This is a genomic window from Tepidimonas sediminis (assembly GCF_007556605.1).
In the GTDB taxonomy this organism is placed as follows: domain Bacteria; phylum Pseudomonadota; class Gammaproteobacteria; order Burkholderiales; family Burkholderiaceae_C; genus Tepidimonas; species Tepidimonas sediminis.
In genome coordinates this window covers 1-15,526 of sequence record NZ_VJND01000004.1, presented here as the reverse complement: position 1 = coordinate 15,526, position 15,526 = coordinate 1, and the positions used below count along the sequence as shown (strand labels likewise).

The 15,526-nt window shown below is 72.7% G+C and carries 14 protein-coding genes and 1 tRNA gene; 2 read left to right on the top strand and 13 right to left on the bottom strand.

Going from position 1 to position 15,526, the window contains the following annotated elements:
• Positions 1-25: 25 nt before the first annotated feature.
• The 11 genes from Tsedi_RS04495 to dusB all read right to left on the bottom strand — a co-directional run bounded on the left by Tsedi_RS04495 (position 26) and on the right by dusB (position 10,951).
• The gene (locus tag Tsedi_RS04495; protein WP_143894040.1) at positions 26-1,234 is read right to left on the bottom strand and encodes an ABC transporter permease; all 1,209 of its coding nucleotides are present in this window, start codon (positions 1,232-1,234) and stop codon (positions 26-28) included.
• Positions 1,235-1,240: 6 nt separating this feature from the next.
• Positions 1,241-1,972: an ABC transporter ATP-binding protein gene (locus Tsedi_RS04490; protein WP_143894038.1), complete on the bottom strand. Its 732-nt coding sequence runs from the start codon at positions 1,970-1,972 to the stop codon at positions 1,241-1,243.
• The gene (locus tag Tsedi_RS04485; RefSeq protein WP_143894036.1) at positions 1,969-3,279 is read right to left on the bottom strand and encodes an efflux RND transporter periplasmic adaptor subunit; all 1,311 of its coding nucleotides are present in this window, start codon (positions 3,277-3,279) and stop codon (positions 1,969-1,971) included. The genes Tsedi_RS04490 and Tsedi_RS04485 overlap by 4 nt, the downstream gene beginning before the upstream one ends.
• A gap of 2 nt (positions 3,280-3,281) precedes the next feature.
• Positions 3,282-4,736, bottom strand: coding sequence for an efflux transporter outer membrane subunit (locus tag Tsedi_RS04480; RefSeq protein WP_185970581.1), 1,455 nt, complete (start codon positions 4,734-4,736; stop codon positions 3,282-3,284).
• The gene (guaD, locus tag Tsedi_RS04475; protein ID WP_143894032.1) at positions 4,733-6,073 is read right to left on the bottom strand and encodes a guanine deaminase; all 1,341 of its coding nucleotides are present in this window, start codon (positions 6,071-6,073) and stop codon (positions 4,733-4,735) included. The genes Tsedi_RS04480 and guaD overlap by 4 nt, the downstream gene beginning before the upstream one ends.
• Positions 6,074-6,147: 74 nt before the next feature.
• Positions 6,148-7,017 carry a metal ABC transporter permease gene (locus tag Tsedi_RS04470; protein ID WP_143894030.1) on the bottom strand — a complete coding sequence of 290 codons (870 nt, stop codon included), beginning with the start codon at positions 7,015-7,017 and terminating at the stop codon, positions 6,148-6,150.
• Positions 7,010-7,792: a zinc ABC transporter ATP-binding protein AztA gene (gene aztA, locus Tsedi_RS04465; protein ID WP_143894028.1), complete on the bottom strand. Its 783-nt coding sequence runs from the start codon at positions 7,790-7,792 to the stop codon at positions 7,010-7,012. Before aztA ends, Tsedi_RS04470 begins: the two co-directional genes overlap by 8 nt.
• Before the next feature lie 66 nt (positions 7,793-7,858).
• Positions 7,859-7,935, bottom strand: a tRNA-Arg gene (locus Tsedi_RS04460).
• 55 nt (positions 7,936-7,990) lie between these two features.
• The gene (gene purH / locus Tsedi_RS04455) at positions 7,991-9,577 is read right to left on the bottom strand and encodes a bifunctional phosphoribosylaminoimidazolecarboxamide formyltransferase/IMP cyclohydrolase (protein WP_143894026.1); all 1,587 of its coding nucleotides are present in this window, start codon (positions 9,575-9,577) and stop codon (positions 7,991-7,993) included.
• A gap of 48 nt (positions 9,578-9,625) precedes the next feature.
• The gene (locus Tsedi_RS04450) at positions 9,626-9,871 is read right to left on the bottom strand and encodes a helix-turn-helix domain-containing protein (protein WP_143894024.1); all 246 of its coding nucleotides are present in this window, start codon (positions 9,869-9,871) and stop codon (positions 9,626-9,628) included.
• 21 nt (positions 9,872-9,892) lie between these two features.
• Positions 9,893-10,951 carry a tRNA dihydrouridine synthase DusB gene (dusB, locus tag Tsedi_RS04445; RefSeq protein WP_143894022.1) on the bottom strand — a complete coding sequence of 353 codons (1,059 nt, stop codon included), beginning with the start codon at positions 10,949-10,951 and terminating at the stop codon, positions 9,893-9,895.
• Between the two features lie 109 nt (positions 10,952-11,060).
• Between dusB and Tsedi_RS04440 the strand changes: the two genes are divergently transcribed.
• A complete protein-coding gene (locus Tsedi_RS04440; RefSeq protein WP_143894020.1) occupies positions 11,061-11,555 on the top strand; it encodes a YqaA family protein in 495 nt (164 codons plus the stop codon).
• Here the strand turns inward: Tsedi_RS04440 and Tsedi_RS04435 are convergent.
• Positions 11,494-12,183 (bottom strand): response regulator, encoded by a 690-nt coding sequence (locus Tsedi_RS04435; protein ID WP_143894018.1) that lies wholly within the window; start codon positions 12,181-12,183, stop codon positions 11,494-11,496. The two genes, Tsedi_RS04440 and Tsedi_RS04435, sit on opposite strands and share 62 nt — an antisense overlap.
• A 56-nt stretch (positions 12,184-12,239) precedes the next feature.
• Positions 12,240-13,904, bottom strand: coding sequence for an energy-dependent translational throttle protein EttA (gene ettA / locus Tsedi_RS04430; RefSeq protein ID WP_143894016.1), 1,665 nt, complete (start codon positions 13,902-13,904; stop codon positions 12,240-12,242).
• Positions 13,905-14,153: 249 nt separating this feature from the next.
• On the opposite strand from ettA, the gene Tsedi_RS04425 reads away from it, so the two are divergent.
• Positions 14,154-15,526, top strand: a 1,373-nt coding sequence (locus Tsedi_RS04425) for a DEAD/DEAH box helicase (RefSeq protein ID WP_143894014.1), incomplete at its 3' end; no start/stop codon positions are given.

Below are 15,526 nucleotides of genomic sequence, written 5' to 3'. Positions count from 1 at the left end.
CCAGGTGGGCGGCCGCGCAGCCACCTTACTCGTGCCGCAGCGCCTCGATCGGATCCAGGCGCGCGGCACGGCGCGCGGGCACATAGCCGAACGCCACGCCGATCAGCGCCGCCACGGCGAACGCGATCAGGTTGATCGCCGGGTCGAACACGAACGGCACGCCCATCGCCAGGCTCAGGCCGACGCTGGCGGCCAGCGCCAGCAGCAACCCCACCAGACCGCCGAAGGCGGCCAGCACCACCGCCTCGACGAGGAACTGCCCCATCACCTCACGCTCCAGCGCGCCGATGGCCAGCCGCAGGCCGATCTCGCGCGTGCGCTCGGTGACGCTGACCAGCATGATGTTCATGATGCCGATGCCGCCGACCACGAGGCTGACCGCGGCCACCGCGCCCAGCAGCATCGTCATGATGCGCGTGGTGCCGGCCATCGTCTCGCCCAGCTGGGCGGTGTCGAGGATGTTGAAGTTGTCCTCCTCGCCGTCGGCCAGGCTGCGACGCTCGCGCAGCAGCGCGCGCAGGCCGGCCTTGACCGCCTCGGCGTCGGCGCCATCCTGCATCGAGACGTGCAGCGTGAAGACGCGCGTGTGCCCGACCACGCGCCGGTGCAGCGTGGTGATCGGCATCAGCACGATGTCGTCCTGATCCTGGCCGAACGCGCCGGTGCCCTTCGGCGCCAGCACCCCCACCACCTCGCACGGCATCTGGCGCACGCGCACGCTGTCGCCCACCGCCGGGTTGGGGCCGAACAGCTCACGGCGCACCGTCTCGCCGAGGATGCACACCGCCGCGCCGAGCCGGTGCTCGTCTTCGGTGAACGCGCGGCCGTCGGCCAGCGTCCAGTTGTTGGTCAGCAGCCAGTCGGCGCTGCCGCCCACGAGGCTGGCGCTCCAGTTGCGGCCGTTGGCCACCACCGCCCCGCTGGAGCGCGCCTCCGCCGCCACCGCCAGCACCCCCGGCACCTGGCTGGCGACGGCCTGCGCATCGGCCAGCTTGAACGCCGGCGCGCCGCCGCCGAAGCCGCCCGGGCCGAGGCGCTGGCCCGGGCGCACCTGCAGCAGGTTGACGCCCAGGCTGGCGATCTGCTGCTGGATCGCGCGCGTGGCGCCGTTGCCGACGGTGACCATCGTCACCACCGCCGCCACGCCGATCACCACCCCGAGCACGGTCAGGAACGAGCGCAGCAGGTTGCGCCGGATCGAGCGCAGCGCCAGCAGCACGGTGTTGCCCCACATCGCGCCTCACCCTCCCTCGGCCACCACCGCCTCGCGGCGCTGCTCGCGCTCGATGCGTCCGTCGCGGAAGTGCACCACGCGCGGCGCGTAGGCGGCGATGTCGGCCTCGTGCGTGACCATCAGCACGGTGATGCCGCGTTCGCGATTGAGGCGCGTGATCAGCTGCATGATCTCGTGGCTGCGCTGCGAGTCGAGGTTGCCGGTGGGCTCGTCGGCCAGCAGCACGCGCGGCTGCGTGACGATGGCGCGCGCGATGGCCACGCGCTGCTGCTGCCCGCCGGAAAGCTCCGCCGGCGTGTGGTGCTCCCACCCTTCCAGGCCCACCTCCGCCAGCGCCGCGCGCGCCGCGGCGTGGCGCTGGCGCGCCGGCTCGCCGCGGTAGATCAGCGGCAGCTCGACGTTTTCCAGCGCGGTGGTGCGCGGCAGCAGGTGAAAGCCCTGGAACACGAAGCCGAAGTGGCGCCGCCGCAGCCGCGCGCGCTCGTCGCGCGACAGATGTTGCACCGGCACGCCGAGGAAGCGGTATTCCCCGCCGGAGGGGGTGTCCAGCAGCCCGAGGATGTTCATCGCCGTCGATTTGCCCGAACCGCTCGGCCCCATGATGGCGACGAACTCGCCGGCCTGCACGTCCAGGTCGACACCGCGCAGCGCCTGGAACGCCGCCGCGCCGCGCCCGTAGGTGCGGGTGATGCCGCGCAGCGCGATCAGCGGCCCCTCGGCCTGCGGCAGCCCGTTCATCGTCCCCGGCCGTTGCTGCGTTGCTCGACGATCACCGGCAGCCCCTCCTCCAGACCTTCGCCGCTGACCTCGGTGAAGCGCCCGTCGCTGATGCCCACCGTCACCGGCAGCGCCTGCGGCTGGCCGTCGCGCAGGATCCAGATCTGGCGCTGGCCGCCGAGGCGGCTGTCGACGCGCACGGTCTTGCGCCCGGCGGTGGGCGCCTTCGGCATGAACAGGCTGGCCAGCCCGCCGCCTTGCGCCGGCGCGGCGGCGGGCTCGCTCGGCGTGAAGCGCAGCGCCGTGTTGGGCACCAGCAGCACGCCGTGGCGCTCGGCGGCGCGGATGGTGGCGGTGGCGGTCATGCCGGGCCGCAGCGACAGGTCGTCGTTGGCCACGTCGAGCGTGGCGGTGTAGGTGACGACGTTGTCGGTCTTGGTGGCGCCGTAGGCCACGCGCCCGACCTGCGCCGGGTAGCGCCGCCGAGGGTAGGCCGCGACGGTGAAGCTGGCGGACTGACCCTCGCGCACGTGGCCGACGTCGGCCTCGTCCACCGCGACGTCGAGCTTGAGCCGGCGCAGATCCTGCGCGATCGTCAGCAGCGTGACCGCCTGCAGGGAAGCCGCCACCGCGTTGCCCGGATCGACGTTGCGCGCCAGCACCACGCCGTCGATCGGCGAGCGGATCGACGCCTTGGCCAGGTTGGTCTCGTTGGTCGAAAGCGTCGCGCGCGCCTGCTCGACGGCGGCGCGCGCCACCGCCTGCTGGGCCTGCGCGCGCTGCAGCGCCGCGCGCGCGGCGTCCAGCTCGCTGGCCGCCGGGGTCGCCCCACCGCTCAGGCGCGCCAGCTCCTCCAGCCTGGCAAGGGTGGCCTCGGCCTCGCGCGCGCTGGCGTCGGCCTGCAGCACCTGCGCCTCGGCCGAGGCCAGCGCCGCGCGCGCCGCCTGCACCTGATCCTGCAGCTTGGCGGTGTCCAGCACCACCAGCACCTGGCCGCGCTGCACGCGGTCGTTGACGTCGACCAGCACCTCGCGCACCGTACCCGACAGCTCGCTGCCGACGTTGACCGAGCGCACCGGCTGCAGCGTGCCGTTGGCGGTGACGTTGAGCACCAGGTCGCCGCGCTTGAGCGGCTCGGTGACGTAGACCGGCTTGGCCTGCTCGGCGCTGCGCGCGCGCCACGCCGGCCAGCCCCAGGCGGCAGCCAGCGCCGCGACCAGCAGCAGCCACGGCCACGGGCGGCGCCACCCGCGCGGCGCCCGTTCAGGACCGAGCAGCCGTTGCACGTCGGCGTCGGCGGGTCGGGGTTTGCGCTTCCAGCCCAGCATCGTCAGTCCTGTTTCGGGTTGGCGGCCACGGTGTCGGCTTCGGCCTGCGGCGTCCAGCCACCGCCCAGCGCCTTGGCCAGCCGCACGTAAGCCGCGGCCAGCTGCGCCTGCGCGGCGACGCGCTCGCTGCCCACAGTCAGCCACGTGCGCTGCGCCTCCAGCAGGACGCGCAGATCGGTCAGTCCCGCCTGGTGGCGCTGCGTGGCCTGCCGCAGCGCGGCCTCGGCGGCGGCTTCGGCGGCGCGCAGGTGCTGCACGCGCGCGCGCTCGGCGGCGATGGCCACCAGCGCGTTTTCGACGTCACGCAGCGCCGCCAGCAGCGCGCCCTCCAGCGCCGCGCGTGCCTGCTCGACGGCGGCCTCCTGCTGGCGTTGCTGCGCCAGGCGCAAGCCGCCATCGATCACCGGAGCCAGCAACGCCGCCGCGAGGCTGCGCGTCAGCGCCGCGGGATCGAACAGGTCGGTGACCCGTGGCGCCTGCCAGCTTAAACTGCCGGTCAGCGTCAGCGTCGGCCAGCGCGCCGCCTCAGCCTGACGCAAGCGCGCCGCCGCCGCTTGCAGGCGGGCCTGCGCGGCGGCCACATCAGGCCGCTGCGTCAGCAGCTGCGCCGGCAGCGGCAGCGCCCAAGCGGGCGGCGGCTCGGGCGGCTCGCGGCGCGGCTCGGCCAGCACCTGCCCCGGGGCGCGCCCGGCCAACAGCACCAAGGCGTGCAACGCTTGACGTTGCGCGGCGCGCAGCGCGGCGAGGCTGGCGCGGGTTTGCTCCAAGCTCGCGCGCGCGGTGTCCAGATCCTGCTGCGGCACCAGGCCAGCCTGCACGCGCCACGCGGTCAAGCGCACGCTGTCTTCCTGCGCCGCCAAGCTTCGGGCAGCCAGCTCCGAGCGCTCGCGCGCGCTCCAGCCGTCGAAATAGGCCAACGCCACTTCCGCCGCCAGCGACACGCGCGTCCACGCCAGCGTCGCGGCGCTGGCCTGCGCGTCGGCCTGCGCCGCCTGCACCGCAGCAGCGCGGCGCCCCCAGAGGTCGAGCTCCCAGCTGGCGTCCAGGCCAGCGCCGAAAAGGTTGCCGCTGGCCGCCTCGGTGGCCTGGCGTCGGGCGCGCACCCCGGCGTCCAGCGTTGGGCTAAGGGCGGCCTGCGCCGCTTGCCGCGCCGCGCGCGCTTGCGCCAACGCCGCGGCGGCGCTGCGCACATCGGCGTTGGCTTGCAGCGCCGCTTGCACCCAGGCATTCAGCGCCGCGTCGCCAAAGCCCTGCCACCAGTTTTCCGCCGCCAACGCCGGCCCCGGCAAGACACCCTCGTCGGCGGCGCTCCAAGCTGCCGGCAACGACAGCGCCGGCTCGGGCGCGGCTGAACGGGGCGGCGTTGCGCACCCTCCCAGCGCCCACGCAACCAGCAGCAGCGCGCTGACCGACCAGCCGTATCGACAACCGAAGCGAATCATGCGGCTGTGCATCATGCGGCATCGACGTTGCTGCTGTGTTGCAGGGCTGGCGCGCCAGCCACGTGCACGTCGCGCACGGCGCGCTCGTCGGCCAGCACGATGAAGGCAAACAGCCATTCGGCAAGGCTTGCCGCCTGCGCGGTGCGGCGCGCCAGCAGCGGCGTGGCCTGCGGGTCGAGCACGACGAAGTCGGCCTCGCTGCCGGGGGCGAGCGACCCCACCACGCCCTGCAGCCCCAAGGCGCGGGCGGCGCCGGCGGTGTGCTGCCACCATAGGTCCTCGGGCGCAAGGCTCACCCCGACCTTGGCCGCGCCGTCGCCGCGCACCGCCGCGCGGCCCACCGTGTAGGCGGCACGCATCGTCGCGAAAGGGTTGAAGCTCATGCCGCCGCCGACGTCACTGGCCAGCCCCAGCGTCACCCCCGCCGCGCGCGCCGCCGCGTAGTCGAAGAAGCCGCTGCCGAGGAACAGGTTGCTGGTCGGCGACACCGCGATCGCCGCGCCGCTGTCGGCCAGCCGCGCGCGGTCGGCGTCGTCCAGGTAGATGCCGTGCGCGTAGACGGCGCGCCGGCGCAGCAGGCCGAAGCGCTCGTAGACCGCGAGGTAGCTGCGGTCGTGCGGGTAGAGCGTGCGCACCCAGCGCACCTCGTCGACGTTTTCGGCGACGTGCGACTGGATCCAGACATCCGGATGACGTGCCGCCAGCTCGCCGGCACCGCGCAGCTGCGCATCGCTGCAGCTCGGCGCGAAGCGCGGCGTGATGGCGTAGCCCAGCCGGCCCCGGCCGTGCCAGCGCGCGATCAGCGCCTCGGTGTCCAGCAGGCTGCGTTCGGTCTCGTCGCGCACGCCGTCCGGGCTGTGGCGGTCCTGCAGCACCTTGCCGGCGATCCAGCGCAGCCCGCGCGCCTGCGCCTGGCGCAGCAGCGCGTCCACCGACGCCGGGTGCGAGGTGGCAAACGTCAGCGCCGTCGTCACGCCATGGCGGCGCATCTCGTCGAGAAAGAACGCCGCCACCGCCTCGGCATGCGCCGGGTCGGCGAAGCGCGCCTCGTGCGGGAAGGTGTAGCGCTCGAGCCACGGCAGCAGCCCGTCGGCCGGCGCGCCGATGAGGTCGGTCTGCGGGTAGTGCACGTGCAGGTCGATGAAGCCGGGCGCGATCAGCCGACCCGACGCGTCCTGCACCGGCAGCTGCGGCCAGCGCGGGCGCACCGCCTCGAAGGGGCCGATGGCCTGCACGCGCCAGACACCGTCGGCCCCCGGGGCGGCGACGAGCAGGCCGTCGCGCTCGAAGTGCAACTGAGGGTGGTCGGCGTCGGGGTCGAACCAAAGCAGGGAGGCACGCCAGGCACGCATGGCGCCGTAGCTTAACGCCCCCCGATGACCGCGGCCGCCGCCTTCGGCCATGCCCCCACGGGACGGCGGCCGCGCTAGCCGCGCAGGTGCCGCGGCGGCACCCGGCGCCGGCGCCACCAGCCCTGCGGTGCCAGCAGCAGCGAGGCCGCATACCAGGCCCCCAGCAACAGCACGATGGTCGGGCTGGTGGGCCAGTCGGCCGCATACGACGCGAGCAGCCCGAGCCAGCCGCCCAGCACGCCGGTCAGCACCGCCACCGCCACCATCGGCTGCAGCCGTCGCGTCCACAGCCGCGCCGCCGCCGCCGGCAACATCATCATGCCCACCGCCATCAGCGTGCCCAGCGCGTGGAACGCCGCCACGAGGTTGATCACCACCAGCGCCAGGAACCCCTGGTGCGCCAGCGCCCCCCAGCGGCTGACGCCGCGCAGAAACGCCGGATCGACGCACTCCATGACCAACGGCCGCCACAGCAAGACCAGCCCCGCGAGCGTGACCAGCGCCACGGCCGCCAGCAGCGCCAGCACCGCCTCGTCCAGCGCCAGCACCGACCCGAACAGCACGTGCAGCAGATCGACCTGCGTGCCGCGCACCGAGATGATCAGCACCCCCAGCGCCAGCGCCACGAGGTAGAACACCGCCAGCGCCGCATCCTCGCGCAGCACCGTGTGGCGCGCCATCGCGCCGGCGGCGGCGGCCACCACCAGCCCGCCCAACACGCCGCCCAGCGTCAGCGCCGGCAGCGACAGCCCTGCCAGCAGGTAGCCGACCGCCGCCCCGGGCAGGATGGCGTGCGACATCGCGTCGCCCATCAGGCTCATGCGGCGCAGCATCAGCAGCACCCCCACCGGCGCGGCCCCCAGCGCCAGCAACGCGCAGCCCAGCGCCGCGCGACGCATGAAGTCGAATTCCAGCCCGGTGGTCGCCAGCAGCGCCTCAAGCATGGGGCCGGTGCCCTCCATCGGTCACGCCCACCTCGGCCGCGTCAAGCTCGCATGGCCCGGCGCGCTCATCGAACGCCTCCTGCAGCTGGCGCGCGCGCAGCAGGTTCGGCTCGGTCAGCACCGCCGCCGTCGGCCCGTGCGCCACCAGCTCGCGCGCCAGCAGCGTCGTCAACGGAAACACCGCGCGCACCAGCGCCAGGTCGTGCAGCACGGCGATCACGGTGCGGCCCTGCTCGTGCCAGCGCCGCAGCACGCACACCAGATCCTCCAGCGTGCGCGCGTCCACCCCGGTGAACGGCTCATCCAGCAGCACCACCGGCGCGTCCTGCAGCATCAGGCGCGCAAACAGCGCGCGCTGGAACTGCCCGCCCGACAGCGTCTCCAGCGTGCGGCGCTCGAAGCCCTGCAGCCCGACCTCGGCGATCGCCGCGGCCACACGCGCGCGCTGACCCGCGGCGGGCCGGCGCCACGGCCCGAGCTCGTGCCACAGGCCCATGCCGACCAGCTCGGCCACGGTGATCGGAAAGCTGCGGTCGACCTCGCTGACCTGCGGCAGGTAGGCCACGCGCGCCGGCTCCACGCCGTCGATGCGCCCGTGCATCGGGCGCAGGCGGCCGGCGACGCATTTCAGCAGCGTGGACTTGCCCGCCCCGTTGGGCCCCACCACCGCCGCCAGGCTCCCCGAGGGCCAGCGCAGGCTGACGTGGTGCACCGCCGGGTGGCGCTCGTAACCCGCGGTCAGATCATGCAGCGTGATGTCGCCGGGAGCTGGCATGGCGGCCGACGGCGCAAGGCCGGGCAGAAAAAAGGCCAGTCACACGGGACTGGCCTTGGGATACGTTGGCGCGGCTGGCAGGATTCGAACCCACGACCCCTTGGTTCGTAGCCAAGTACTCTATCCAACTGAGCTACAGCCGCGTCGTTGAAGCCCGCATTATAGCGCAAAAAACGGCGCCATCCGGCGCTTGCGCCGTCAGTGGCGGAAGTGGCGCACGCCGGTGAAGACCATCGCCACGCCGCGCTCGTCGGCGGCGGCGATCACCTCGGCGTCGCGCACCGAGCCGCCCGGCTGGATCACGCAGGTGGCCCCCGCGTCCACCACCACGTCCAGCCCGTCGCGGAACGGGAAGAAGGCGTCGCTGGCCACCGCCGTGCCCTGCAGGCTCAGGCCCGCGGCCTGCGCCTTGAGGCTGGCGATGCGCGCGGAGTCCAGCCGGCTCATCTGTCCGGCGCCCACGCCCATCGTCATGCCGTCCTTGCAGAAGACGATCGCGTTGCTCTTGACGTACTGCGCCACGGCCCAGGCGAACAGAAGGTCCTGCAGCTCCTGCGCGGTGGGCTGGCGGCGCGTGACGACGCGCAGATCCTGCGGCCGCAGCACGTGGTGGTCGGCGGTCTGCACCAGCACGCCGCCGCCGACGCGCTGCAGGTGCAGCCGGTTGCGCGTCGCGGCCACGTCGGTGGGCAGCGCGATGCGCAGCAGCCGCACGTTGGCCTTGGCCTTGAACACCGCCAGCGCCTCGGGCGTGAAGTCCGGCGCGATCAGCACCTCGACGAACTGCTGCGCCACCGCCTGCGCGGCCTGGCCGTCCAGCGCCCGGTTGAAGGCGATGATGCCGCCGAAGGCGCTCGTGGGGTCGGTCTGGAACGCCTTGCGGTAGGCCTCCAGCGCGGTGGCGCCGATGGCCACGCCACACGGGTTGGCGTGCTTGATGATGACGCAGGCCGGCGCCTCGAAGCCCTTGACGCACTCCCACGCCGCATCGGCGTCGGCGATGTTGTTGTACGAGAGCTCCTTGCCCTGCAGCTGCTGCGCGGTGGCCAGCGACCCCACCGGCGCGTCCGGGTCGCGGTAGAAGGCGGCCTGCTGGTGCGGGTTCTCGCCGTAGCGCAGGTCCTGCACCTTGGTCCAGCAGGCGTTGAACTGGGCCGGAAAGGGCAGCCGCGCCGGCTCGGCCTCGGCCGCCGGCACGCCGGCCGACAGGTCCAGCGCCGACAGATACTGGCTGATCGCGGCGTCGTACTGGGCGATGCGGTTGAACGCCGCCACCGCGAGCTTCAGGCGCGTGGCCTCGCTCACGCGCCCGCCGTCCTTGAGCTCCGCCAGCACCGGGGCGTACTGCGCCGGGTCGGTCAGCACGGCCACATCACGCCAGTTCTTGGCCGCCGAGCGCACCATCGCCGGCCCGCCGATGTCGATGTTCTCGATCGCGTCGGCCAGCGTGCAGCCCGGGCGCGCCACCGTGGCCTCGAACGGATAGAGGTTGACCACCAGCAGGTCGATCGGCGCGATCCCGTGCTGCGCCAGCGCCGCCATGTGCGCCGGCACGTCGCGCCGCGCCAGCAGGCCGCCGTGGATCCTGGGGTGCAGCGTCTTGACGCGGCCGTCCAGCATCTCCGGAAAGCCGGTCACGTCGGCCACCTCGGTGACCGGCAGGCCGGCCTCGGCCAGCAGGCGGGCGGTGCCGCCGGTGGAGATCAGCTGCACGCCCAGCGCGTGCAGCTCGCGCGCCAGCTCCAGCACGCCGGTCTTGTCGGAGACGGAAATCAGGGCTCTCATCGTCGGGGATCCTCGGGGGTCGGTTGCGGTGAATCGGGGGGGCGGCGCTCAGCCGTCGAGCAGGCCGTGCTCGAGCAGCTTCTTGCGCAGCGTGTTGCGGTTCAGGCCCAGCCACTGGGCGGCGCGCGACTGGTTGCCGCGCGCGCGCGCCATCACCACCTCCAGCAGCGGCCGCTCCACCGCGCGCACCAGCATCTCGTGCAGGTTGGCCGGTTCGGTGTCGCCCAGCGTCGCGAAATAGGCCTCGAGACTGGCGCGCACGCAGTCGGGCAGGTGGGGGGTCGGGTCAGCCATCGTCGGGTGAGGGGGGCATCGTCAGGCCGCCAGCAGCGCGGCCTCGGGTTCAGGGATGGCGCGCGGCTCGCCGGCCGCGGCGGCGTCGCGCTCGTCGAGAAAGTCCTCCAGCGCCCGCAGCTGCTGCTCGGCCCGCTCGGCCTCGATCACCGCGGCGCGCAGCCGCTCCTGCGCCGCCACCGGGCCGCCGAGCGCGCGCAGGTACCACAGCAGGTGCTTGCGCGCGCTGCGCACGCCGGCGGCCTCGCCGTAGAGCGCGTAGTGGTCCAGCAGGTGCTCGCGCAGCCACTCGCGCAGCTCGGCGGTGGTGGGCGGCGGCGCCGGCCGGCCGGTGCGCAGCTCATGCAGGATGTCGCGGAACAGCCACGGCCGCCCCTGCGCGGCGCGGCCGATCATCACCGCATCGGCCCCGGTGTGCGCCAGCACCCGGCGCACCGTCTCAGCGCTGTCGAGGTCGCCGTTGGCCACCACCGGGATGCGCACCAGCGTCTTGACGAGCGCCGTGGTGTCGTGCTCGGCCACGCCGCCGTAGCCCTGCTCGCGCGTGCGGCCGTGGATGACGAGCATCTGCACGCCGGCGTCCTCGGCGATGCGCGCCAGCCGCGGCGCGTTGCGTGCCGCGGCGCACCAGCCGGTGCGCATCTTCAGCGTCACCGGCACGCCGTGCGGCGCGCAGGCCGCCACCACCGCCTCGATGATCGCGGCGGCCAGCGCCTCGTCCTGCATCAGCGCCGAGCCGGCCCACTTGTGGCAGACCTTCTTGGCCGGGCAGCCCATGTTGATGTCGATGATCTGCGCGCCGCGGTCGATGTTGTGGCGCGCCGCCTCGGCCATCATCGCCGGGTCGGTGCCGGCGATCTGCACCGCGATCGGCCCCGGCTCGCCGTCGTGGTTGGCGCGCCGCGCGGTCTTGAGGCTGGCCTGCAGCTCCGGGCGCGAGGTGATCATCTCGCTGACCGCATGGCCGGCCCCCAGCCGCCTGCACAGCCGCCGGAACGGCCGGTCCGTCACCCCGGCCATCGGCGCGACGAACAGGCGGTTGGGCAGCCGGTAGGGGCCGATCGCGGGGCCGGCGGTCATGGCAAGCGGGCGGGAAGGGGAAGGGGGAGGAACGGGCTGCTGAAAAATTGGGCACGATTGTACCCCCACCCCCAGCGCCTATACTGCCCGCCGGCCGACCGAGACCGCCATGGATGCCTGGATCGCCCCCCTGCTGCACACCCTCAGCCTGCCGGAGGTCGGGCTGACCACGGTGTTCGTCGTCGCGCTGGTGTCGGCCACGCTGCTGCCGATGGGCTCGGAGCCGGCGGTGTTCGCGCTGGTCAAGCTCAACCCCGAGCTGTTCTGGCCGGCGGTGCTGGTGGCCACCGTCGGCAACACCGCCGGCGGCGCCATCAGCTGGGCGATGGGCTACGGCGCGCACGCCGCCATCGACCGCGCGCGCGGCTCGCCGACGCACCTGCGTGCGCTGGACTGGCTGGAACGCTTCGGCCCCAAGGCCTGCCTGCTGAGCTGGCTGCCGGCGGTGGGCGACCCGCTGTGCGCGGTGGCGGGCTGGCTCAAGTTTCCGTTCTGGCCGTGCGTGGCCTACATGGCCATCGGCAAGTTCGCCCGCTACGTCGTCATGACGGCCGCGCTGCTGTGGCTGCTGCCGGGCGACTGGCTGGCGCGCTGGGCGGGCTGAGGCGCGCGCCCAGCGCCCGCTCGATCAGGCCGGGCAGCTCGCGCATCAGGTCGGGCTTGTGCACCACGGTGACGCCCTGCAGCGCGTGGGCGTAGTCGGCGCGCTGGGCCTCGTCCAGCGCCGTCAGCACGATGAGCTCGCAGCGGCCGAACAGCGCGTGGTTGCGCAGGCCCAGGATCATCGAGGCGCCATCGATGCCGGGCAGCAGGATGTCGACGATCAGCAGATCCGGCTGCAGCTGGCCGAACGAGACCAGCCCGGAGATGCCGTCGTCCGCGACATGCAGCTGCACGTCCGGAAAGCGCTGGCGCATCAGCAGCTGCACGAGCTGCTGGAAATGTGCCGAGTCCTCGATCAGCAGCACGCACGGTGCGGCACGGCCGCGCGTCGCGCGCCGGCGCGCCTCCTGCGGCGGCGCCGGGGTGCGGCTGCGCCGGATCCAGGCGCGCAGCGACTCGCCGGTGATGCGCCGGTGGCCCCCGGGGGTCTTCCAGGCCTGCAGGTCGCCGCGGTCGACCATCAGCTGCACCGAGCGCACCGCCATGCCGAGCAGGCGCGCCACCTGCAGCGTGGTGTACGTCCCGTTCGGATCGACTTCGGCCTCGATTTCGGTCAGTTGGCGTCGCATTGCCATCATTTTGGCCGAAACCGCACCCTGCCGGCCAGACGGCGGGCGGCCCGCCGTCACGCCAGCGACTTGAAGCGCACGCGCTTGGGCCGCGCGCCCTCCTCACCGAGCCGGCGCACCTTGTCGGCCTCGTACTCGGTGAAGTTGCCGTCGTAGAAATACCACTGGCTGTCGCCCTCGTAGGCCAGGATGTGGGTGCAGATGCGGTCGAGGAACCAGCGGTCGTGGCTGATGACCAGCGCCGAGCCGGCGAACTCCAGCAGCGCCTCCTCCAACGCGCGCAGCGTCTCGACGTCGAGGTCGTTGGACGGCTCGTCCAGCAGCAGCACGTTGCCTCCCTTGGCCAGCGTCTTGGCCAGGTGCAGCCGGCCGCGCTCGCCGCCGGAGAGGTCGCCGACGCGCTTTTGCTGGTCGTTGCCCTTGAAGTTGAAGCGGCCCAGGTAGGCGCGGCTGGGCATCACGAACTTGCCCACGACGATGTTGTCCAGCCCGCCGGAGACCTCCTCCCACACGGTCTTGTTCGGATCCAGGCAGTCACGGCTCTGGTCGACGAAGGCCAGCCTGGCCGTCTGGCCGATGATGATCTCGCCGCTGTCGGGCTTTTCCACGCCCTGGATCATGCGGAACAGCGTGGACTTGCCCGCGCCGTTGGGGCCGATGATGCCGACGATGGCGCCGGCCGGCACGTTGAACGAGAGGTTGTCGATCAGCAGCCGGTTGCCGAAGCCCTTGCTGACGTTGCGGAACTCGATCACCTGCGAGCCCAGCCGGTCGGCCACCGGGATGAAGATCTCGTTGGTCTCGTTGCGCTTCTGATACTCGACGTCGCACAGCTCCTCGAAGCGCTGCAGGCGCGCCTTGCTCTTGGCCTGGCGACCCTTGGCGTTGGCGCGCACCCACTTGAGCTCCTCCTTCATCGCCTTGCGGCGCGCGTCCTCGGCCTTCTGCTCCTGCTCCAGCCGGCGCTCCTTCTGCTCCAGCCACTGCGAGTAGTTGCCCTTGTACGGGATGCCCATGCCGCGGTCCAGCTCCAGGATCCACTCCGCCGCGTTGTCGAGGAAGTAGCGGTCGTGCGTGATGGCCACCACGGTGCCGGGGAAGCGCTGCAGGTACTGCTCCAGCCAATGGACGCTTTCGGCGTCGAGGTGGTTGGTCGGTTCGTCCAGCAGCAGCATGTCGGGCTTGGACAGCAGCAGCCGGCACAGCGCCACGCGACGCTTCTCGCCGCCGGAGAGGTGGCGGATCACCGCATCCCAAGGCGGCAGGTTCAGCGCATCGGCGGCCAGCTCCAGCTGCAGGTCGGTGTTCTCGCTGCCGGCGGCGGCGATGATGGCCTCCAGCTCGGCCTGCTCGGCGGCCAGCTTGTCGAAGTCGGCGTCGGGCTCGGCGTAGGCCGCATAGACCTCCTCCAGCCGCTTCTTGGCCGCCAGCGCCCCGCCGATGCCCTCCTCCACCACTTCACGCACCGTCTTGTCGGGGTCGAGCTGCGGCTCCTGCGGCAGGTAGCCGATCTTGATGCCCGGCATCGGCACGGCCTCGCCCTCGAAATCCTTGTCGACGCCGGCCATGATGCGCAGCAGCGTGGACTTGCCGGCGCCGTTGAGGCCGAGCACGCCGATCTTGGCCCCGGGAAAGAAGCTCAGCGAGATGTCCTTCAAGATCTGCCGCTTCGGCGGCACGGTCTTGGAGACGCGGTTCATCGTGAACACGTACTGGGCCATCGCAGGGTCACCTTCAGCAAAAACAACGGATGCATGAAAAAAATGGCCCGGGCAGGCACCCGGGATGGTGCCGATTATCCCAGTTATGCGACAATCACGCACAGTCGGGCCGCCTCAGTCACGGCCCGGCCGGCAACGATGCCCGGGCTGCGTCCGGTGCGCGCGTTGGCCGGTGCGGCCCGCATGACGGGCCGCCGGCGGCCGAAGGGTCGATGCCGCGCGCCCCGGCATGGGCGCTCCTGAAACGACATGACATTCGAAGAACTGCAACTGCTGCCCGCCCTCGTGGAGGCCGTGCGCGAACAGGGCTACACCGCGCCCACCCCGATCCAGGCCGAGGCCATCCCGGCCGTGCTGGCCGGCCACGACGTGCTGGCCGGCGCGCAGACCGGCACCGGCAAGACCGCCGCCTTCACGCTGCCGCTGCTGCAGCGCCTGGCCACCACGGGCGAGCCGCCCAAGCGCGGCCAGTTCCGCCCCATCCGGGCGCTGATCCTGACGCCCACGCGCGAGCTGGCCGCCCAGGTCGGCGAGTCGATCAAGGCCTACGGCAAGCACCTCAAGCTGCGCTCGGTGGTGGTGTTCGGCGGCGTCGGCCTCAACCCGCAGATCGAAAAGCTCGCCAAGGGCACCGACATCCTGGTGGCCACGCCGGGCCGCCTGCTGGATCTGGCCGACCAGGGCCACCTCGACCTCTCCAGGGTCGAGATCCTGGTGCTGGACGAGGCCGACCGCATGCTCGACATGGGCTTCATCCACGACGTGCGCAAGGTGCTGGCGCTGCTGCCGGCCAGCAAGCAGAGCCTGCTGTTCTCGGCCACCTTCAGCGACGAGATCAAGGCGCTGGCCGCCGGCCTGCTGCGCGAGCCGCGCTACATCCAGGTCACGCCGGCCAACACCACCGCGCAGCGCGTGCGCCAGACCATCTACCCGGTCGGACGCACGAAGAAGATGGCGCTGCTGAAACACCTGCTCGACGCCAACGGCTGGCACCAGGTGCTGGTGTTCACGCGCACCAAGTTCGGCGCCAACCAGGTGGCGCAGTTCCTCAACGAGCAGGGCATCAGCGCCATGGCGCTGCACGGCAACAAAAGCCAGACCGCGCGCACGCAGGCGCTGGAGGGCTTCAAGGCCGGGCAGCTGCGCGTGCTGGTGGCCACCGACATCGCCGCGCGCGGCATCGACATCGAGGAGCTGCCGCACGTCATCAACTACGACATCCCCAACGTGCCGGAGGACTACGTGCACCGCATCGGCCGCACCGGCCGCGCCGGCGCGCAAGGGGAGGCGCTCAGCTTCGTCAGCCTCGACGAGGAGGGCTGGATGATGGCCATCGAGCAGTTCACCGGTCAGCAGATCGAGGTCTGCGCGCTGCCCGAGTTCATGCCCGAGCCGGGCGAGAAGGCCGAGCCGATCGCGATGGGCCGTCAGGTGCTGTGGGGCGGCGCCGGCAAGCCGCCCAGCCGCGAGGTGATGTCCGCCGCCGCCAAGGCCGCCCGGCGCGAGCTGCAGGAGCGGCTGCGCCAGCGCCGCGGCGGCAGCGCCCAGGCCGCACCGGCCTCGACCCCGCCGACGGCGGGCCCGGCGCCGGCCGACGGCGACTCCGTGGACGACGGCGCGCA